The organism is Brevibacillus schisleri (genome assembly GCF_055685845.1).
This window is the reverse complement of the sequence record NZ_JBVNDM010000001.1, coordinates 1,051,483-1,070,615: the sequence shown is the minus strand read 5'-3', so window position 1 is coordinate 1,070,615 and position 19,133 is coordinate 1,051,483. Positions and strand designations below refer to the sequence as shown.

The 19,133-nt window shown below is 47.1% G+C and carries 24 protein-coding genes; 13 read left to right on the top strand and 11 right to left on the bottom strand.

Translation table 11 applies throughout. The annotated features are described in order from the left end of the window. Positions 1–7: 7 nt before the first annotated feature. Together ACUUHJ_RS05385 and ACUUHJ_RS05380 are read right to left on the bottom strand one after the other, a co-directional pair. Entirely contained in the window at positions 8–1,411 is a 1,404-nt protein-coding gene (locus tag ACUUHJ_RS05385; RefSeq protein WP_472298417.1) for a sensor histidine kinase, read from the bottom strand. Continuing rightward, positions 1,408–2,085 (bottom strand): response regulator transcription factor, encoded by a 678-nt coding sequence (locus ACUUHJ_RS05380; RefSeq protein WP_173605769.1) that lies wholly within the window; start codon positions 2,083–2,085, stop codon positions 1,408–1,410. The genes ACUUHJ_RS05385 and ACUUHJ_RS05380 overlap by 4 nt, the downstream gene beginning before the upstream one ends. Before the next feature lie 157 nt (positions 2,086–2,242). Between ACUUHJ_RS05380 and ACUUHJ_RS05375 the strand changes: the two genes are divergently transcribed. Beyond that, positions 2,243–2,779 carry a superoxide dismutase family protein gene (locus tag ACUUHJ_RS05375; protein WP_472298416.1) on the top strand — a complete coding sequence of 179 codons (537 nt, stop codon included), beginning with the start codon at positions 2,243–2,245 and terminating at the stop codon, positions 2,777–2,779. 62 nt (positions 2,780–2,841) lie between these two features. On the opposite strand, the gene ACUUHJ_RS05370 is transcribed toward ACUUHJ_RS05375, so the two are convergent. Both ACUUHJ_RS05370 and ACUUHJ_RS05365 read right to left on the bottom strand, forming a co-directional pair. Then, on the bottom strand, positions 2,842–3,687 hold the full coding sequence (locus ACUUHJ_RS05370) for a 1,4-dihydroxy-6-naphthoate synthase (protein WP_472298415.1): 846 nt from the start codon (positions 3,685–3,687) through the stop codon (positions 2,842–2,844). Then, on the bottom strand, positions 3,684–4,346 hold the full coding sequence (locus ACUUHJ_RS05365) for a futalosine hydrolase (protein WP_472298414.1): 663 nt from the start codon (positions 4,344–4,346) through the stop codon (positions 3,684–3,686). Before ACUUHJ_RS05365 ends, ACUUHJ_RS05370 begins: the two co-directional genes overlap by 4 nt. A gap of 149 nt (positions 4,347–4,495) precedes the next feature. On the opposite strand from ACUUHJ_RS05365, the gene ACUUHJ_RS05360 reads away from it, so the two are divergent. Continuing rightward, on the top strand, positions 4,496–5,281 hold the full coding sequence (locus ACUUHJ_RS05360) for a class I SAM-dependent methyltransferase (protein ID WP_472298413.1): 786 nt from the start codon (positions 4,496–4,498) through the stop codon (positions 5,279–5,281). A gap of 53 nt (positions 5,282–5,334) precedes the next feature. Here ACUUHJ_RS05360 and ACUUHJ_RS05355 read toward each other — a convergent pair whose 3' ends face one another. Continuing rightward, positions 5,335–5,697, bottom strand: a complete 363-nt coding sequence (locus tag ACUUHJ_RS05355; RefSeq protein WP_016738945.1) for a VOC family protein — start codon at positions 5,695–5,697, stop codon at positions 5,335–5,337. A 207-nt stretch (positions 5,698–5,904) separates the two neighbouring features. Here ACUUHJ_RS05355 and ACUUHJ_RS05350 point away from each other — a divergent pair, with 207 nt between their 5' ends. The 3 genes from ACUUHJ_RS05350 (at position 5,905) to eutH (ending at position 8,598) form a co-directional block, all read left to right on the top strand. Further along, positions 5,905–6,504, top strand: a complete 600-nt coding sequence (locus ACUUHJ_RS05350) for a nitroreductase family protein (RefSeq protein WP_289676311.1) — start codon at positions 5,905–5,907, stop codon at positions 6,502–6,504. Between the two features lie 246 nt (positions 6,505–6,750). Continuing rightward, positions 6,751–6,951 carry a cold-shock protein gene (locus ACUUHJ_RS05345; RefSeq protein WP_007725380.1) on the top strand — a complete coding sequence of 67 codons (201 nt, stop codon included), beginning with the start codon at positions 6,751–6,753 and terminating at the stop codon, positions 6,949–6,951. Between the two features lie 375 nt (positions 6,952–7,326). After that, positions 7,327–8,598: an ethanolamine utilization protein EutH gene (eutH, locus tag ACUUHJ_RS05340; protein WP_012684681.1), complete on the top strand. Its 1,272-nt coding sequence runs from the start codon at positions 7,327–7,329 to the stop codon at positions 8,596–8,598. A 37-nt stretch (positions 8,599–8,635) separates the two neighbouring features. Here the strand turns inward: eutH and ACUUHJ_RS05335 are convergent, their stop codons facing one another. Both ACUUHJ_RS05335 and ACUUHJ_RS05330 read right to left on the bottom strand, forming a co-directional pair. Further along, on the bottom strand, positions 8,636–9,280 hold the full coding sequence (locus ACUUHJ_RS05335) for a DUF2625 domain-containing protein (RefSeq protein WP_472298412.1): 645 nt from the start codon (positions 9,278–9,280) through the stop codon (positions 8,636–8,638). A gap of 92 nt (positions 9,281–9,372) precedes the next feature. Further along, positions 9,373–9,858, bottom strand: coding sequence for an SRPBCC family protein (locus ACUUHJ_RS05330; RefSeq protein ID WP_289676308.1), 486 nt, complete (start codon positions 9,856–9,858; stop codon positions 9,373–9,375). A gap of 242 nt (positions 9,859–10,100) precedes the next feature. Here ACUUHJ_RS05330 and ACUUHJ_RS05325 point away from each other — a divergent pair, with 242 nt between their 5' ends. Further along, the gene (locus tag ACUUHJ_RS05325; protein ID WP_041749263.1) at positions 10,101–10,982 is read left to right on the top strand and encodes a YitT family protein; all 882 of its coding nucleotides are present in this window, start codon (positions 10,101–10,103) and stop codon (positions 10,980–10,982) included. A 389-nt stretch (positions 10,983–11,371) separates the two neighbouring features. After that, positions 11,372–11,866, top strand: a complete 495-nt coding sequence (locus ACUUHJ_RS05320) for a GNAT family N-acetyltransferase (RefSeq protein WP_289676307.1) — start codon at positions 11,372–11,374, stop codon at positions 11,864–11,866. A 55-nt stretch (positions 11,867–11,921) separates the two neighbouring features. Here the strand turns inward: ACUUHJ_RS05320 and ACUUHJ_RS05315 are convergent, their stop codons facing one another. Together ACUUHJ_RS05315 and ACUUHJ_RS05310 are read right to left on the bottom strand one after the other, a co-directional pair. Then, a complete protein-coding gene (locus tag ACUUHJ_RS05315; RefSeq protein ID WP_289676306.1) occupies positions 11,922–13,661 on the bottom strand; it encodes a sensor histidine kinase in 1,740 nt (579 codons plus the stop codon). After that, positions 13,658–14,374 carry a response regulator transcription factor gene (locus tag ACUUHJ_RS05310; RefSeq protein WP_016738937.1) on the bottom strand — a complete coding sequence of 239 codons (717 nt, stop codon included), beginning with the start codon at positions 14,372–14,374 and terminating at the stop codon, positions 13,658–13,660. Before ACUUHJ_RS05310 ends, ACUUHJ_RS05315 begins: the two co-directional genes overlap by 4 nt. Positions 14,375–14,482: 108 nt before the next feature. Between ACUUHJ_RS05310 and ACUUHJ_RS05305 the strand changes: the two genes are divergently transcribed. Genes ACUUHJ_RS05305 through ACUUHJ_RS05290 form a run of 4 tightly spaced genes read left to right on the top strand, consistent with a single transcriptional unit; the run spans position 14,483 to position 16,492 of the window. Then, positions 14,483–15,196 (top strand): ABC transporter permease, encoded by a 714-nt coding sequence (locus ACUUHJ_RS05305; RefSeq protein ID WP_289676305.1) that lies wholly within the window; start codon positions 14,483–14,485, stop codon positions 15,194–15,196. Then, positions 15,196–16,116 (top strand): ABC transporter ATP-binding protein, encoded by a 921-nt coding sequence (locus ACUUHJ_RS05300; RefSeq protein WP_199927476.1) that lies wholly within the window; start codon positions 15,196–15,198, stop codon positions 16,114–16,116. The genes ACUUHJ_RS05305 and ACUUHJ_RS05300 overlap by 1 nt, the downstream gene beginning before the upstream one ends. Then, positions 16,106–16,300 (top strand): hypothetical protein, encoded by a 195-nt coding sequence (locus ACUUHJ_RS05295; protein WP_289676304.1) that lies wholly within the window; start codon positions 16,106–16,108, stop codon positions 16,298–16,300. The genes ACUUHJ_RS05300 and ACUUHJ_RS05295 overlap by 11 nt, the downstream gene beginning before the upstream one ends. Before the next feature lie 30 nt (positions 16,301–16,330). Continuing rightward, positions 16,331–16,492: a hypothetical protein gene (locus ACUUHJ_RS05290; protein ID WP_289676303.1), complete on the top strand. Its 162-nt coding sequence runs from the start codon at positions 16,331–16,333 to the stop codon at positions 16,490–16,492. Positions 16,493–16,581: 89 nt separating this feature from the next. Here the strand turns inward: ACUUHJ_RS05290 and ACUUHJ_RS05285 are convergent, their stop codons facing one another. Together ACUUHJ_RS05285 and ACUUHJ_RS05280 are read right to left on the bottom strand one after the other, a co-directional pair. Further along, a complete protein-coding gene (locus ACUUHJ_RS05285) occupies positions 16,582–17,286 on the bottom strand; it encodes an HAD family hydrolase (RefSeq protein WP_289676302.1) in 705 nt (234 codons plus the stop codon). A 170-nt stretch (positions 17,287–17,456) separates the two neighbouring features. Then, positions 17,457–17,882 (bottom strand): acyl-CoA thioesterase, encoded by a 426-nt coding sequence (locus ACUUHJ_RS05280; protein WP_289676301.1) that lies wholly within the window; start codon positions 17,880–17,882, stop codon positions 17,457–17,459. A gap of 140 nt (positions 17,883–18,022) precedes the next feature. Between ACUUHJ_RS05280 and ACUUHJ_RS05275 the strand changes: the two genes are divergently transcribed. Both ACUUHJ_RS05275 and ACUUHJ_RS05270 read left to right on the top strand, forming a co-directional pair. Further along, complete coding sequence (locus tag ACUUHJ_RS05275; protein WP_472298411.1) at positions 18,023–18,478, top strand: DinB family protein; 456 nt, start codon at positions 18,023–18,025, stop codon at positions 18,476–18,478. Further along, positions 18,475–18,993 carry a GNAT family N-acetyltransferase gene (locus ACUUHJ_RS05270; protein ID WP_289676299.1) on the top strand — a complete coding sequence of 173 codons (519 nt, stop codon included), beginning with the start codon at positions 18,475–18,477 and terminating at the stop codon, positions 18,991–18,993. The genes ACUUHJ_RS05275 and ACUUHJ_RS05270 overlap by 4 nt, the downstream gene beginning before the upstream one ends. Positions 18,994–19,133: the final 140 nt, after the last annotated feature.

Below are 19,133 nucleotides of genomic sequence, written 5' to 3'. Positions count from 1 at the left end.
TTGAAATTCACTGACGAAGCGGCACAAAAACAGTAACAGTCGTGCCTTTCTGCTCCACACTCTGAATCGTTATACTTCCGTTGTAAAGTGCCAGCAATCGTTTGGCGATGGCAAGCCCGAGTCCATACCCGTTCTCCCCGCTATTTCTTGCTTTGTCTACCCGATACAATCGGTCCAAGACATACGGCAAGTCCCGCTCGGGTATGCCGATTCCTTCATCAATGATTTCCATACAGGCAACCTTTTCTTGCACCTTGGCCCTCACGCAGATTCTCCTGCTCTCCCCGGAATACTTGACCGCATTATCCAATAGGATCAGTAGCACTTGCTCCAGGTGTTCTTCCGATATGGCTAAGGTTTCTCCGCCCAAAGGACCAAGCTCTTGCTCAATCGTAAATGTCGGCTGAATCATGGCAAATTTCTTGACCATGTGACAGACGGCTCGATCCGGATCATGGAGCGCAACTTCCTCTTCTACCTCCACATGCTCCGCTCTCGTCAAAGCGAGCAGCTCCTGCACCAGTCCTTTTAGTCTGGCGAGCTCTTGAACAGATGTCTGCAAGGATTCCTCCAAAACAGCCGGATCATTTTTGCCCCAGCGCCGGAGCATTCCCAGATGCCCTTCGATAATCGCGATCGGCGTCCGCAGCTCATGTGAGGCATCTTCGACGAATTGTCTCTGCTGCAAAAAGGAACGCTCCACCTGATCCATCATTTTATTGAACATTTTCATCAGGGTCGCAATCTCATCCTGATTATCGTGAAACTGCACACGTTCATGGAATCCTTTTTGCCGGACGTTGCTCATCGTTTCATTCATCGATTGCAGGGGCCTAAGCAACTGCCGCGCGAGCAATCTGCCACCCAGACCGCTTATGATCACAGCGGTCAAGCACCCGATTGCCATGACCTGAAAGAGCGCACCACTCAACTGCTCAAACTCTTTCATATTCTTCAGAATCATCACTGTCCCGTTAAATTGAAAGATCGTAAGCGGACTGCTCATGATCAACAGGTCACCACGCACTTCTTGGGTCTGGGTGCGAATCGACTGAACAGGTGGAAGCGATGGCAGTGTGATATCTTGAAAATTTTCCGATACGACAACAATCGGATTACCCTCTTCGTCCAAAATGCGAATCATCTGGTTTCGTTGATTGATTTTCTCCAAGAAGCTGCGCAGCTCTGTTAGGTCCTCTCCCTCAAAAGATTGCTCTTTTTCCAGCGCGTAGTTGAGGAATTCTCGCATTGTCTGTTGCACAACCTGCTGTTCCTGATTAAACATCCACTTCTCTACAAAAAAATATTGAAAGCTATTATAGCCAATGAATACAAGAAAAAGCAGAAGCGACGACCAGAGTGTCAGCTTCCATTTGATCGGGAGCTTTAAAAATCTCGATGGTCCTCTCATTTTCGCATTACATAGCCAATCCCGCGTACGGTCGAGATATAGCTGTCCTCATTGGGGGAATCGATTTTATTACGCAAATATCGAACGTACACATCGACAACATTGGTCTCGACAGCCGCCTCGAATCCCCACACGGTATCGAGCAGCACGTCACGAGGCAGGACTCGATTGATGTTTTTCATGAACGTCACGAGCAAATCATACTCTCTTTTGGTCAACTCAACAGGTTGATTATTTTTGGTTACGATACGTCCCTCTATTTGGACCACCAGCCCTCTGTGCGCGAGCATGGTTCGGGGGACATTCTCCTGTTCTTCCTGACGGCGAAACACAACGCGAATGCGTGCCAATAGCTCCTCGATCGCGAAGGGCTTCGGAATATAATCATCGGCCCCACTGTCCAAGCCAAAGACGCGGTCCGTAATACTGTCTCTGGCTGTCAGCATAATAATCGGCGTTTTTTTCACGCTGCGTATTTTTTGACAAACCGCAATACCATCAAGCCCCGGAAGCATGACGTCCAATAATATGACATCCCATTCTTCCTGTAAAGCGAGCTCGAGTCCTTTATGTCCATCATGCGCGACTGTAATCGCAAACGATTCATAGCTAAGCTCCAGTTCAATAAATCGGGCCATATTGATCTCATCTTCTATCAGCAGCACTCTTTTCACGTTTTGCCCACCCTTTTGCCCATGCTGGGGAATTCCACCTGATTGTAGATGAAAATAATTATCAGCGTCAATGTTCTCCTACCCAGCCCAGTAACCATCCGCCCACCACTTACATAGAATATGTCAAACTGGTTCATGAAGTAAGGTGGTGTATAGCATGCACAGATATCAGCCTTATGAATACCCATATGAATATGACTTGCGAGCCGTGTCCTCTCAACATGGACGGAGAACAGGACAATCTTTTGCCGAAATTCAGGGTGGTCCACTGGCACCGGATCTGCACGGCTACATTGTGTTTACCGATGTCCCCTACGGCACCGACGTGTTCGTGGAAGTCAGCGGCCTTCCCGCTTTCCAGCCAGCCACTGGCAATCGACCGCAAATCGGGCCATTTGGTTTTCATTTGCATGAGCATGGCGTCTGCACGGTAGGAAATCCGGAAGATCCCTTTACCGCGGCAGGCAGTCACTGGAATCCTACACAACAACCACATGGCAACCACGTCGGCGACTTCCCCGTGCTGTTTTCCAATGACGGCTATGCACGAATGACTTTTTTCACAAACAAAATCAGTGCAGCCGATGTGGTCGGCAGAAGCGTGATCATCCATCAAAGTCCGGATGATTTCCATTCACAGCCGGCAGGAAATAGCGGGAAACGCCTGGCATGTGGATTGATCTACGCTGGATAAGCTTCACTCGAACAAAAAAAGGGGGCAACCCTGTAAGCTGCCCCCTCGCATTATTGAATTAGCTAGCGTCGTAATGTCGACAGATCAAATGCTGGTACAAGCCCTTCCTCGGCTGCACGACCGAGCAACGCCTCTACAGCTGCATAACCATCATTCCCCAAATTTCTTGTAAACTCATTTACGTACAAATTAATATGCGCTTGCGCTACCTCCAGAGATAACTCTTGGGCATGGGACATGACATATTCTTGTGATGCGGTCGGATTCGCCCATGCATATTCCACAGAGGAGCGCGTCCAATTCGTCAGAGCCTCGATATCCATTGATTTTTTCGCGATGATGGCACCCAGCGGAATTGGTAAGCTGGTATCAGCTTCCCACCAGTTGCCCAAGTCAGTCATAAGCGACAGCCCGTAGTTTTGATACGTAAAACGTGCCTCGTGGATCACGAGTCCTGCATCGATCTTGCCGTCACGTACAGCAGGCATAATCTCATGAAACGGCATGACGACGATCTCCCCTACACCACCCGGGACATTTTGTGCAGCCCAGAGCCGGAACAGTAAATAAGCTGTGGAGCGCTCACTTGGAACCGCTACACGTTTGTTGGACAGGCGTGCTGGATCGTTCACACTCTCGCCAGAATTTCCTTGGGTCAAAACGAGTGGCCCGCATCCTCTGCCCAATGCACCGCCGCAAGGGAGCAGCGAGTAATTGTCCATCACCCATGGCAATGCTGCATAGGAGATTTTCATTACTTCAGGGCCTTCTCCCTGTGCAGCAAGTGTATTCGTAATATCGATATCTGCGTACATAATATCGAGCTTTGGCGCTCCCGGAATCAAATCATGTGCCCAGGCATGAAAAACAAAAGTGTCATTCGGACATGGTGAAAATGCAATTTTCATGATAGTACCTCCCGTAGTACAGAGCTTCCCTTTTCTAGAGATTCCAACGCATCTTTTATCCGCCAAGCAGATTTATCCCGCGGTCCAATTGCATTCGATACCGTACGAATTTCCAGAACAGGTCGTCTGGTAGCCTGGGCAGCAGTCGCAACGCCATACCCCTCCATCGCTTCAGCTAGCGCGTCTGGCATCCGCTGCGCCAAAGCCGCCGCTGTTTCCGCTGTTCCCGTCACGGTGGATAGTGTAAGGACGATGCCTTTTTTGGCAACCAAGCCTGCCGCTTTCATTGAATTGGTCAGCTGTTCCACCAACTCCTGATCAACACTTACTTTTGCTGATCCAAATCCCAGCTCGTCCACACTGCAAAAACCTTCAGGGGTTTCTGCCCCCAAATCTGCACAAATAATCTCTGTCGCGACAACCAGTGACCCAATCTCTGCTTGCCCTATGAATCCACCGCATATTCCTGCACAAATGACCAGATCGTAATCCGCCCAAGCAAGCTCTCTAGCTGTACTCGCTGCGGCTGCTGCGGGCCCTACTCCCCCAACGATGACAGTGAATCGCTCATCTCCTTGAATGCCGCGCATCACTGCATCCCGTTCTGCGTCAACGGAGGTCACGACCAGAATGCTTCTATATTGTTGTGACAAAATCATTTGCCCCTTCTCCCTTCAATCGCTTTCCACTTTCCACGTTATCGCTACTTTTCGTTCGTGTAAAGCCGTTTAAAGAGTTTGTCAAAAGACAGGGAAATACTTACAATGAATTCTGTTGTGCATTTTCATTAGATGAGAGGTGACCGATCATGCTTCATCCCCAGAATCCGAACACCCATCCTGAGTGGCTCGCCCCCCACTCATTGGCCTGGTACACTCAGCTGGGAAAAATGACTGGTGAATACGTATACCCATGGCGCTCTACCATTACGGAACCGAATGGCGAGTCGCTTTTTATGGAAGAAATCAGTCGTCTAGTTCCGAATCAATCCGTTCTCGACATCGGCTGCGGGCACGGCGCATTCACACTGCACTGGAGCCGTTCTGCCAAAGAAATCGTCGGCTTGGATGTGACAGAAAACTTTGTGCAAAAGTCCGGTATGCAAACACCCGAAAACGTCTCCTTCGTTGTTACCAATACGAAATATACCCTCCCCTTCCATGACAATACTTTCGATTGCGCCTACAATCGCAAGGGACCTACCTCCGCCTATCCAGATATAGCACGTGTCGTCAAAAGAGGAGGCTCGTTCATCGGATTACATCCGGGCGATCAGTTGTCTGCCGAATTATTCGAATGGTTTCCTCATTTATTTGGTTCACGTCCAGCAGACACTCCGATCCTGCAAAATCTGCAGGAGAGACTCAGACAAGCTACTTTCCAACGAGTGGATATTCAGACGGTGATTGCCACCGAGTATTTTCAGACCCCACTTGATGTCATTCGCATGCGTTGCTACGGGCAAAGTCCCACTATTCTCACGTCCGCCATCGAACAACACATGGACAGTGTTCTGCCGATTTTTGACCATTATGCGACTTCTGACGGTCTGCCCACTACGCATATGTATTACCTCGTTCGCGCGATTGTTTGATTCGTCTTATTAAAAAACCTCCAGCCGTATTTGGCCAGAGGTCGTCACTGCTCTTATCCTTTTAGCAAATAGCTGTTGCCGTCTTCATCCTGAAAAGTCGCATAGGTCCCCCATTGCATCTTGTTCAGTTCTCCTTGAAAAACAACGCCGTTCGCCCGCATCGTTTCGTACGTCTTTTCAACTTCTGTACATTCAAAAACGATCGAGGCTTTTTGTTCCTGCCAGTTGCTCATCATACTTTTCGGATAGAGCACCAAAGCAGTCTGGGCACCTGCTGGTCCTACCTCCAGCCAACTGCTGTTTGGTCCCATCGGGTGCTCTTGCTTGACCTCAAATCCAACCTTCTCTGTCCAGAACACTTTAGCGCGTTGCTGATCTTCTACGTAAACAGCTACCGTTGCCATTTTTGTAATCATAATATCCTCCTTAACTAATTCGAGCATTTATCATCCCATTTTAACCGAAAAAAAGTTTACTTATCGCTATCAGCAAACCCAAATGTTGACAACAGTTGCACGCAATTTTATATTTAATTACGAAATGTAAGAAACAAAGCATTGAATAAGCTTCTCCCTTTCAATGCATCATGTTAGTGTAAAAACAAGTTGCAGGAGGAATGCAAAGTGGGTAAGGATTTTATTGCAGCCGTAAAAGACAGAAGAACGTACTATGGAATCAGCAAGGAAAACGTTGTATCTGATGAACGTATTAAAGAAATCGTGCAGGAAGCAGTAAAGTACACCCCATCGGCATTCAACTCCCAAAGCGCTCGCGTTGTTGTCCTCTTGGGTGCGGAACACGATAAGCTGTGGAACATTACCAAGGAAACGCTGCGTAAAATCGTTCCCGCTGAAAATTTCGGAGCCACGGAAGAAAAAATGAACTCCTTCGGTAGCGGCTACGGCACTGTTCTTTTCTTTGAAGACCAAAGCGTCGTCCAAAACCTCATGCAGCAATTCGAAGCGTACAAAGATAATTTCCCGATTTGGTCCGAGCAATCTTCCGGAATGCTTCAGTATGTTGTGTGGACTGCGTTGGAAACCGAGGGCTTCGGTGCTTCCTTGCAGCATTACAATCCACTCATCGATGAAGCAGTCCAACAAACGTGGAAGATCCCTAGCGAATGGAAGCTGAGAGCACAAATGCCTTTTGGCAAACCAACCGCTCAACCAGGCGAAAAACAATTCCAATCGTTGGATGAGAGAGTGAAGTTCTTTTCCTAAGTAACTTTTGTTCCATGTCTGTAATGGACGGCTCAGAATTTCCTATTTGGGCCGTCCTTTCGTGTATTGAGCGATTGCTTTCCTCTGTCGTCTGTGATAGTATTAGCTTAAACAAAAGATTCTTATTTAAAGCGTTCACATATTGTAAAGGGTTTACACTTATGTTTGAACCTTTTACAATGTGTGAATTTTATTTTATATAAATAAAAGTTACATATTCATTTTATTTTGTTGGAGGTAACACCCATGCAAACAGGTACAGTTAAATGGTTCAACGCAGAAAAAGGTTATGGCTTCATCGCAGTTGAAGGCGGAAACGATGTATTCGTTCACTTCAGCGCAATCCAAGGCGACGGTTTCAAAACCCTCGAAGAAGGCCAACGCGTAGAATTCAACGTAGTTGAAGGCAACCGTGGTCCACAAGCTGAGAACGTAACAAAACTGTAAATTACACATAAAGCTGCCCTTGCGAATAACAAGGGTGGCTTTTTTTTCCACATCTTTTTCCTCACATAATTCGTTCTTTGTTCCTAAAGGGCAGTTGACATTAGCCATGCCTCCCCATATAATCTCTTTATAATGCAGAGTAAAGCAACGGCGCTTTCTAGCATAAAATATTCAGAATGTACACAAAGGAATAAACGCGACATGTATTTTTCGTTTATTTTTAGCGAGCTATGAAAGCGGTTCCAGTTGGCTGTTATTACCATTACCTGTAAACAAGTTCATAAAAGTAAGCAAAGGCGCTTAGGGTATCACTCATTTATTTAATGAGATCCTAAGTGCTTTTATTGTTTACATCCGCAAAAAGGTGGGATATCCATGGAGCACATTGGAAGCGTCATTATTTACATCATCATGTTATGTGCAGTAATTGGTGCCATTGCCGCGATCCGCAACAGCGATGAGGGTCTCGGTAAGGAGTTCATGGAAGGGATTCACTCAACAGGTTACATCTTCGTTCCTGCCGCCGGTATTATGGCGTCCCTCCCGTACATCTCTTGGTTCGTAGAAAAAGCGGTATCACCCATCTTTAACAAAATTGGAGCAGATCCTGCAATTGCGGCAACTGCGATTCTCGCATCTGACATGGGTGGTTATCAGTTGGCAAACCTCCTGAAGACCTCCACGGAAGGTTGGATTATGGCGATGATCGTCGGTCTGATGGCCGGTGCTACGATCGTGTTCTCCATCCCAATGGGACTTGCTATGTTGGACAAGCGCGATCATAAATACATGGCGCTTGGCGTAATGTCCGGTATTTTGACAGTTCCGATCGGCGCTTTTATCTCCAGTGCCATTCTCGTTTTGACAAATGCAGAGGTTCGCAATGAAATCTCGACGAACGCTGAATCGACTTATGCTTTTGCCATCGGCTTCGGACAGGTACTGTTGAACCTTTCACCAATTTTGTTCTTCGTATTAGCGATTGCTGCTGGTCTGCGCTTCCTGCCAGACTTGATGATTAAAGGCTTTATGATTTTCGGTAAGACAATGGATGCAGCTATCAAGCTCGTACTTGTTTTCTCGATCGTGCAACACTTTACTGGCATCTTCACAAAGATTTTCGGAGCTTGGGGCTTCGATCCGATCATTGCCGATCCAACCGACCAATACCGTGCGTTGGAGACCGCTGGTTACATCGGTATCATGCTCGCAGGTGCGTTCCCAATGGTTTACATGCTGCGTAAATATGCAGCGAAGCCACTGGAAGTATTGGGTAATAAGCTTGGCATGAGCCCTTCTGGTAGTGCAGGCTTGCTCGCAACGAGCGCAAACATCCTGGCGATGTTCCGTCTCATTCGTTCCATGCCGCCTAAAGACAAGGTTATCAACATTTCCTTCGGGGTTTGTTCCGCTTTCTTGCTAGGTGACCACTTGTCCTTCTCGGCAAACTTCCAACCAAACATTATCTTGCCGGTCATGCTCGGTAAATTGGGCGCAGGTATTATCGGGATTGCTTTTGCTTACTGGCTCTCCGTACCGAAAGCCCTTGAACTGGAAAAACAAGATCGTGCTGCTGGAATTATCGGACCAGATGAGTATCTGGATACTCACAACGCTCAAGCTGAAGTTGCAGCAACCAAACAATAAATGCAAAAGAGCGGTCCTTCGTGGGCCGCTCTTTCCTTTACACACCGTTCTTGCTCATCTCCCAAATTTCCAATGCAGGTACCGGCTTTTTTGAGCACCCATCCATCGTTAATTCACGAGCTTCTTTTGACCACAAAAAAGGATAGATTGCGAACATTTCATCGCCTTTTAGCTCGGAAACGTGCTTGTCCCAATCCGTCCAGAAAAATGTTTTATAAAACGTATGGATATCCCCGGTCATTGCCCAGTGCAAAAAGTCGGTATAGCCAATTTCAAGATCCTCCCACGCAAGACTGTCCGGAGCGAAATACCATATACCGCCTATCGAATCCGGAAACAATCCACCATTGATCGCAAAGAATCCCCCTATGACATCGTCTGCTACCAGCAGCATTCCATTCAAGGCACATTGCTGATTCCACGAAGTGATGGAACGCGGCAAATGAGGATGGCCAGACCCTAGAATCCTTAGCCAGCCTTGGTGAATCAGAATCCCGCCTGTTTCAAAAGCAACAGCACCTAGAGTTGACCTCGTCGTCACTTGTAAATCAACAAGCTGTTTTTTCCCTTTCTCCAGTTCAGCTGGAAGAAGAGTAATTTTCCGCTCTGATGCTGACTGCCATTTTTTTATTTCTTCCATCGCTGAATCCTTTTCGCTGTACAACTCCTCGAAGCTTTTCATTTCAGTCTCCACCGCCAATTTCCGCTGATCTTACCAAAATAAACAATAGTATGGATGCTGTTAGCTCGCCATGACGGATGAATCCTCAACATCTACCCTTGATGAGCAGCCTGTGGAGAGCAGCACAGATCCCCTTTGCCCGATTCAAGTGCAGACTTCAGGCTCCCCAACACATGAGACCAAGCCATTTCGTGCCACCCCCGAGCCTTTTCCCACTCCTCTCCCTCTTTCCAACCGAAATGCTCGACTACTACATGCGTTTTCCCCTCTGTTTCAGACAAGGTGACAAGCACATATGTCAAAGCATCCTCGTGATTCATGGTATCTGCGAATTCATCCGGTCCCTTCCATGTGAAGCCCAGGCGCTCCTTCGGTTCAAAATGGGTAATGATGCAACCTTTCGTCCCCATCTGCTCGCGATTGGCTGGGTTGAAGTACAATTCATACGTTCCGCCCAGGTACGGCTCAATCGTTGCATCAGGCGCAAACCACTGAACTAGCCGTTCCTTTCGTGTCCATGCCCACCAAACCAGCTCTATAGATGATAATACTTCTATCTCCGCTTTCAAGAAACCCATGGAACATCCCCCTAACTATTTTCCTAACAGTTTGAAAATAGCAATTTCTGTATAACCAGTCAATACGGTACACTCGCTATCCTCAACATTCACGCCCGAACGAGATTTTAAGCGTATGAATGAGTCTGAACAAGTCTGAATGGATTATTTTTTACTAAAAAGTGTAATTATGCAGTAATCGCATAAGAATGAATGCTATAATAGCTGAGTAAGTAAAAAATTTCACAATGGGGAGAGGAACGATGGAACAACCACTTGCTAAATCGGCTCATCAGAAATTACCCATTGGAAAATTGCTCAAGAGGGTCTTCGGTATCCTGATTGGTGCTTCCCTGTTTTCGGTAGCGCTCGAGATTTTTCTCGTACCGAACAATATTATTGACGGTGGAATCGTAGGTATCTCGATTATTACCTCGCATCTGTCTGGAATCCCTCTTGGCGTTTTCCTGTTTGTGCTTAACTTGCCCTTCTTGATCATAGGGTACAAGCAAATCGGAAAAACGTTTGCACTCTCAACCCTCTTCGGGGTTACGATCATGTCAGTTGGAACGACATTCCTTCACGAAGTCAAAGGGCTAACGGATGATCCCTTGCTTGCGGCTGTTTTTGGCGGCATACTTCTCGGGATTGGGGTAGGACTCGTTCTCCGTTATGGAGGCTCTCTGGACGGTACAGAGATCGTCGCTGTACTTCTTAACAAGAAATCTCCATTCTCCGTTGGTGAGATCGTAATGTTCATGAACTTATTCATTTTGAGCAGTGCCGGATTTGTATTCGGTTGGGATCGCGCGATGTACTCGCTGATCGCCTATTACATTGCATTCAAAATGATCGATCTGACCATCGAAGGCTTCCAGGAGTCGAAAGCCGTATGGATCATTAGCGACAATCACAAGGATTTGGGAGATGCAATTGTTGCTCGTCTGGGCCGTGGCGTTACCTATTTGAATGGTGAGGGCGGCTATACCGGAGACGACAAGAAAGTGATTTTCTGCATCATTACGCGTTTGGAAGAAGCCAAGCTGAAGCTGATCGTGGAAGAAGTGGACCCGAATGCCTTCCTGGCTGTCGGCAATATTCACGATGTGCGCGGTGGGCAGTTTAAGAAGAACGCGATTCATTAAAGGGAAAAAAGTGTACCCTATAGATTGGGCGTTGGGGAACGTCTGTCTATAGGGTATTTTTTGTATGTTAATAAGATATGGTAATATTTTCGAAGACTTTCTTTTTTCTATCTAAATTGTTGTTTTTTACATTGATTTCGTAACGATGGGATTTATCATAATTGTATTTTTTATACGGTTTATCGCTGGGAACTTATATATATCGGATTATTTAATAGGTATTTTTACAATAAATAGTAAGATGGTAGTGGACATTCCTTAAAAAACAAAAAGCCCCAAACGAGTACAGACAGCTCGTTTGGGGGCATCAAATATATACCATATGTTCCCACAACCTAAAAAATAAAGTACGATACTCCTATATCTCAAGAAAAAAGGAGGTTTTCTCAGTGAATCAAGCATTCTCGATAGAACGAGTTCCTTTTGAACAGAAGCACGCTCTCAAGCAACTGTTGGAGCTGTATACGTACGACTTCACTGAGTTTGAGCCTTTCGAAGTAGATGACGACGGCTTGTTTGGCTACGACTACTTTGAGAAGTATTGGGTCGAACCAGAGCGCCATCCCTTTTTCATCAAGGTTAATGGTAAGCTCGCTGGTTTTGTCCTCGTCCGCATGCTCACAAGCCCTAATGCAAATTTGCCATCGGTCCACTCCATTGCTGAATTTTTTATCATGAAACGCTACCGTCGGCTGGGGATCGGAAAAGCGGTCTCCCATCAAATCTTCAAAATGTTCCCGGGTGCTTGGGAAGTCTTTCAATTGGAAAATAACGTGCCTGCCATCGGCTTTTGGCGTGCGAGCATCTGCGATTACACTGCCAATCACTATGAAGAGCGTCAAGCGGATGGCAAAGTCATACAAACGTTCATTTCGAGACCATAGCAGAAAAAAGCCAGGGGACAGCGCAAATCCCTTGGCTTTTTTTCATGAAAACTAACTAGCTGATAACCGCAGGAAAGGTCATCACGACAACCGTTCCGCTACCCAGCTTACTGTCCACCGTAATCTCTCCCCCGTGCGCCAAAACGAGCTGCTTGGCTATCGCCATACCCAGCCCCGTCCCACTCGTATTCTCTCCTGTATGCCCACCTCGGTAGTATCTTTCGAACAGATTGGCCAGTGTCGTCTCATCCATGCCTGGACCATTGTCCGCGATTTTGACCACAAACTGATCGGCTGCAATCGACTGTACCTCTACGAGCACGTGTGTACCTGCCGGGGTATACTTGATCGCGTTTGTCAAAATGTTGACGATGATGCGGCGAAACCAGATTGGATCGACCTCGGCCGTTATCGATGGGACATTCGCCGAAAATTCGATATCATGCAAAGACGAGCTCGGATCGTTCACCATATCCACCACAATCCTGCGAATGGTTTCAACGATCGCGACAGGTTGTTTGACCATCGGCAAAGCTTGATTCTTGAGTCGATAGGTCAGATTCAAATCTTCAATCAGCCCGTTCATGTAGTCTGACTTTTCCCGAATCGTCTTCCCAAATTCGCTGACTTCTTTTCTATCCCACTCATACTGTTCCGACTCTAAAAAGGTAGCATAACCGTAAATCGAGCTCAGTGGTGTCTTGAGATCATGGGAGAGTCCGGTAATCCATTCCTCTCGCGTCTGCTCGATCTCTTGCTGAAGCTTTTCGTTGGAGCGCAAGGTTTCACTCAGATGCCGGAGAGCGTCAAACACGTCCTTGAAAACACGAAATGACTTCTTTTCCTTCCCTCGCCAATTCCTTCCGATTGGTTTCCCCTTTTTTCCGATCGGCTCCTCATAGCGGCCTTGGGCCAGTCTGTCCAGCCAATTCACCATATGCAAGAGCGGCTTGCCTACCCGCCACGCATACCAGCTGCCTGCAAATAAAACGACAAGGATCAAAAGAATACCGATCTGAAGGAACGTTTCCTTGACCATGGCATCCTCAGACGTTTCTTGGACACCAGACTGATAGGTTGGATTCGGTGTGCCCACTACGTAGGTCAAGTCGCTCTTCGTGTCATATCGACTCGTAATGCGGACAGGAACATTTTTGGTGGTCTCGCCGTTCTGAAGAGCCTCCGTCATGTCTAACTGGGCAGAAGCGTTCGGGTGATTCCATTGATGGATGAGCTTTCCCGTACGATCGTATACCAAGTACCATGCCTTTTCTTGGGAAAAGCTTTTGTTCAACTCGTCCCATGTCTCCTTGCTCTTTCCCGTTTTTTTTGCGATCAGATGGTGCATCATTTCTTTTTCGGGAGCGGGTGTTCCATAGAGGATGATCATGTTTTCGTCAGATTGGTTTATAACCCAGTGCGTGACGTGATAGCGAGAAGCATCACGGTCTTCTACATAACTAATCCACTCTCCTGGCCTGAATTGACTGGGAACGTCAGCAGGTGTCCGATAGTTGTACAGTATTTTTCCGTGCTTATCGATAATCTGCAACCAGCCTTGATGTCTCGCCACGCTCTTCTCAATTTCCGGATCGACGCGGATTCGATTCCCCTCATACTCTATCTTCAATGTCAAATCGGATGCATCCAGCCGGGACAAATCGCTAGACAACTGCTCGTTCATAATGCGCCAGCCTAACCCCAGCATCGCGAAAATCAGAAATAGCAGCAAGACGAGGAGAAAGCCAAACAGTTGCCGGACATATTGAAAAATCAGCTTGTTCCGCAAATTCATGACTGTCTTGCCGGACTAACCAGCTTGTAGCCCAGCCCTCTCACCGTGACCAAGAGCTTTGGCTGTCCCGGGTTTTCTTCTATGCGCTGACGCAGCTTGTGAATATGCACCATGACTGTATTTTCGTCAAACATCCCGTACTCGTCTTTCCATACATGATCGTAAATTTGTTCTTTCGTAAATACCCGGTTCGGATTCTGGCAAAAAAAGACGAGCAATGAAAATACTTGCGCTGGGCAGTCCACTCGCTCTCCGTTCACGAACAGCTCGGCTGCCTCCACATTTACTTGAAAACGTCCAAAATCATAGCGCTTTTCTTCCTGCGATGGAGCAGAGCCCCCCAAGGTTCTGCGCAGATGAGCCTTCATCCGGGCAACGACCTCTAATGGATGAAATGGCTTCGTTATGTAATCATCCGCTCCATAGGCAAATCCGCTTAATTTATCAAAATCGGTACCTTTTGCTGTCAGAAAAAAAATCGGTGCCTTCGTTCGCTGGCGCACTGCTCCGCACAGCTCAAATCCACTTTTATCAGGCAGCATGACATCTAGAATCAACAAGTCGTATGTCTTCTCCTCCACGAGACGAATCGCCTCTGCTGCTGTCGTGCATGTATCAATCTGGACAAATCCTTCCTTTTTCAGCACCGTTTGGAGCATCTGCAAAATCGCTTCTTCATCATCTACCAGCAAGATTCTTGCTTCTTTCTCCATATCCGTTCCCTCCCTTGCTGTCATACATTCTACCATGATAAACGACGCCAATAAAAAAGATAAGGAAATGGTAAGGTAGTGTTTTAGTAGGGGAAAGGTCTGGCTATTATGATGAAGGAGAAAGGAGCGGATTCACCTATGTGGGCTATTTGCCAACACGAATTTTTTCGGTTGTTTAAAAGTATCAAATCGTTAATTACCGTTGCCTTTATCGTCGGCATCTCGTACTTGGTTTCTGACCTCGTCAATCAGGCAGCAAGTCTTCTCCCAGAAAAGGAGCTGGCGCAGGGACATGCACTTGGTATTTTTGCACTTATCATGCTGTTCGGGCCCTTGTTTGTATTCAGCCTGTCTCATGATGTCATAAATCGTGAGCTAGCGGGCAGGACCATTCGCTTTCTCGTCACCCGGACTTCACGCAATCAGATCATTTTGGGGAAATTTCTTGGAGTGGCGTTCTTCTGGTTAACCTGCATGATTATTACGTTTGGCGTAGTTTTTGCCACCGTGCAAACGTTTGACGCGAAGACTTTTTATCTATGCGTATCTCTGCTTATCTACTGCATCTCGCTGGCACTGCTGCTCTCGCTCGTGATACCTCGCCCCAGCTACACGATGTTTTTGGGAATCGTGATTGCACTGATTTTGCCAGGCCTCGGACTATGGAGCACCTTCTCTAGTCACCCAGCAGCACCATGGATTAAATATTTGACACCCTTTTCATTTATGGAAAAAGGCGGCGCTTGGACCGGCTTCATTTGGCTCTATGCAGCAGCTTTCCTGGTCGCTTCTATGTACTTATTCCGACGGAGGGATTGTTAATGGCAATGATCGAGACCATACAGTTGAACAAGCGCTTTGGCAATCGCACGGTCGTGAATGACGTCAGTCTTACTGTGCACAGCGGGGAGATTTTTGGATTCCTCGGTCGAAACGGCGCAGGAAAATCGACCTTTATCAATATGCTGACAGGGATTCTGATTCCGACAGCGGGTACCATTCGTATGTTCGGAGAAGAGGCCCATACAGAAGGATGGAAAAAACGAATTGGCGTACTGCCAGACTACTCCACCTTCTACGACCATTTATCTCCTGCGGAGCACCTGCACTATTTCGCTCGGGTAAAAGGCGTCACACTCACAAAGGAAGACTGTATGCGCATCCTGACAGCCGTTGAGCTTGAGGAGCATGCATCCCGCAAAGCCAAAACGTTTTCCTTCGGGATGAAAAAGAAGCTGGGTATTGCCCAAGCCTTAGTCGGTGACCCGGAGCTCATCTTCCTTGATGAACCTACTTCTGGCGTAGACGTCGAATCAGCCCTGCATATTCAAAATTTGCTGCGCAAGCTCCATCAACAAGGAAAAACGATCTTCATGACCTCGCACAATTTGAATGAAGTTGAGAAAATCTGTACCCGCATCGCCATCATGAAAAGCGGAAAAATCAGTTCACTCGGCACTCTCGATGAGCTGCAAGCTGCCCACCAGGCATGGCGATCTGTTAACGTACGTCACTCGGCTTTTATTACAGAGGATTCTGTAAACCTGCGCACCTTTATCGAGTCCCTCGGGCGCAATACGATTTGGGAAGATGGTCGTCTCTCGATTCAGGTTGATGACGATCAAAAAGTGGCAACCCTCGTTCGTGCTCTTGTTCAGGCACGCGTGGATATTTATGGCGTGAACGTTGAAGTCCCTTCGCTCGAACGAATTTTTATGGGGGAAGAGTCTCATGATGCTTAATCTCGTTTTTGTCCTGCTCCTATCCGGGATGCTGCTTTTCAACATCTCGATAGGAAAAAGCATGACTACCGGAAGTATGTCAATTACGCTTGGCCTGATTGTCCTCAATCTCATCTTTTTCATCACAAAGTACAGGAAGAGTCAGCATGAAAAAATAGATCAGGTTAGTAGATACGAACGATAATCAGGCTCATGTAAATGGGGGAAGATTCGTATGAAAAGTAGGTATCTGGATTTTGCCGTTATCCTGACAGGGGTTTTGCTGTATAGAATCTTTTGGGGAGATAGCCTTACACCAGGAGTTATCGGGATTTTAGTTGGGCTGATTATTGTTTCTCTCATCCTTTTCATGAGAAAGCAGTACGCACAACGCTAGGAGCAAAAGGAGCAAGAAAAAAAGCAGCTTGATTGCCACCGAAAACAGCCTGCAAGCTATGCGGCTATGGGGCAATGGGCTGCTTTTTTCTACAAGATTGCCAAAAGCTGATCCAGTCGTTCAATGACAGCGAGTGGCTGATGCCGGGAAGTAGGCTTTTTCCCTCGTGGATTGATCCAGACAGCTGAGAAGCCTGCGTCCATCGCTCCGGCTACATCTGCCTCCCACGTATCTCCGACGAACAGCACCTGCTTGCTCTCAACTCCAAGTTTTTCACGAACATGTTCATATATGCGTAGATCTGGCTTATGATGTCCGATGATTTCTGAGAGAAACACCCGCTCCCGCGGAAAATAAGCAGACAATCCCAGACGCTCCAGCTTGATAAATGCCATATCGACAGGACCATTCGTAACAATCCCTAGTGTATGCTCTTCTGCCAACCTCGCAATGGTAGACTGAACAGTGGGATCTGGCTGGACTGCATCCATACATGCCGCCTGATAGGCTCGTTGAAAATCGTCGACCTGCTCCACTTCAATCTGTCGGTTACAATCAGCCATAGCTCGCTGAAAACGCAACCTCCTGTATTGCATAAAATCGTAGCGCTTGGCAATAACATCGATCCACAAATCATCTCCGTGGCGCCGCAGAGCTTCAAGGAATTTCTCTTGGTCGAGTTCTGCCGTAAGTGCATGGGTCGCAATCGTCTGCCGCATCCCTTTCTCCCAGCAAGCTGAAAAATCGAAGAGAGTATCGTCGAGATCAAATAGGATTGTTGTAAATTTGGACATGGCTATCCCTTCCTTTCTTTTGCGAAATTCTATCTGCATGAGATTCTGTCTTTTGATATGATCATTGTAATGGATGAAAAGGAGGTTGGGACATGTCTGAACAGAAACTCGATATTTTGTTGGAAGGGATTAATGAACTTCTCTTGCATCTTAACCGTCCACTATTATTTTCACTCCGTTCTTTGGTTGACCGTCTCCAACTCCACAAGCAATGTCTCTTTCAACTCAACTGGTAAAGAAACAGATTGGCGTGTATTCGCATCGATCATGACCATTGTCACATCGGCGTCCGCCACTAATACATTTGCAGCGTTGTACAGCTCCTGGCGGATGACGAAGCTTTTTTCACCCACCTTGACCACCGTAGTAATCGCCGTTACCTCTTCACGCATTTTCAATTCTTTGCGGTAGTTAATGTTTATATTGGCCACTACTGGCATGATGGCCCGTCGCCTCAATTCATCCAGTGTAAATCCTTGCTCCCATATCCACTCAAAACGCGCCCACTCCATGTACTCCAAATACTTGGCATTGTTCACATGTCCGATTACGTCAATATCAGTTGAACGCACAGTTAGATGATAGTGATGAGCCATCTTTCTCACTCCTTGTTTTTCTTTAGTATAACGAATTCAGGTTGCTGAGTGAACATTCATTCAAAATATTCCGAATGGTCATGCTGTTCTTTCCGGATCTTTTTCCTATAATATAAATAAACACTAGAAAGGAAGATTGGATGTTCGAACAAGAACTATTGCCGACCTTGCAAACAGCTCGCTCCCGGTATCAGGATGCACTCGTCCAATTGGAAGAAGCCGAGCTTGGCTGGAAGCTGGCTCCGGGCTCCAATTCCATCGGATTTTTGATTCATCACATCGCGGAAGTCGAATATCGATTCTGTATGATGTTTTTCGGAAGAGCAATCCCGTCCGACATCACTCTCACTACCATTGGACCTGTGAAGGATGAAGGAAACTTTACCGACTTGTCTGCCTTGCTTGCTTTCAAAGATGCTGCCTACCATCACTTGCTGGATTCTCTGGCTGCCCTGCCAAAAGACGCGTGGGACATCCCCTGTGAAGCACCGATTGCCACATTGACTCCCCGTCAGGCACTTGGTCGACTGATCTATCATATGGGCTACCACGGCGGACAGATTGGACTTATCCGCAAGTACGGAGGACCGCAATGAGTCTCATTTTGACAGGTGAGCGGCTCATCATTCGCGAATTGCTGCGCGAGAATTTACCCGACTTACTCGCCACCTACAACAGCAATCCAAAGTACAATCAGCTTCGAAACGGCACGAGCGCAGTAAGTCTTGCTGAACTGGAAGCGGAATATGACGCTACCATAAGCATACCTTCCGGGCATTGGCTCACTATTACTCGTGAAGGTACGATCATTGGAGTCATCCATATCGTCCTCTCCAGTGAAAACGATCCAAAAAGCTGGATCAGTCTTTTGCTTTTGCATGCCGATTATCAACAGCAGGGCTTTGGAAAAGAGGCAGTGACACTCATGGAAGCCTACTGCATCCAACATGGCAGTCAGCATGTTCATCACGGTGTCATTGCGCATAATGAACCTGCTCTTCTTTTCTGGGGGAAGCTTGGCTATGAGCAGTATCGTCAGGTGGAGGCACCAGTCGGTCGTCTGACACAACCGGTGCTGCTGGTAGCCAAATGGCTAACCGCTACAAAGTAAGGAGGTGAAATACATGAACCGTCGCCTTTTTGAAAATGATGTGCCCACCCTCCTCTCCTAGTCGGTGAGGAAGTGGTTCTCTTACTGCCTCCCGGCTACGGAATAACGCTCGAACGATTGATTCATTATTCCGGGAGGGA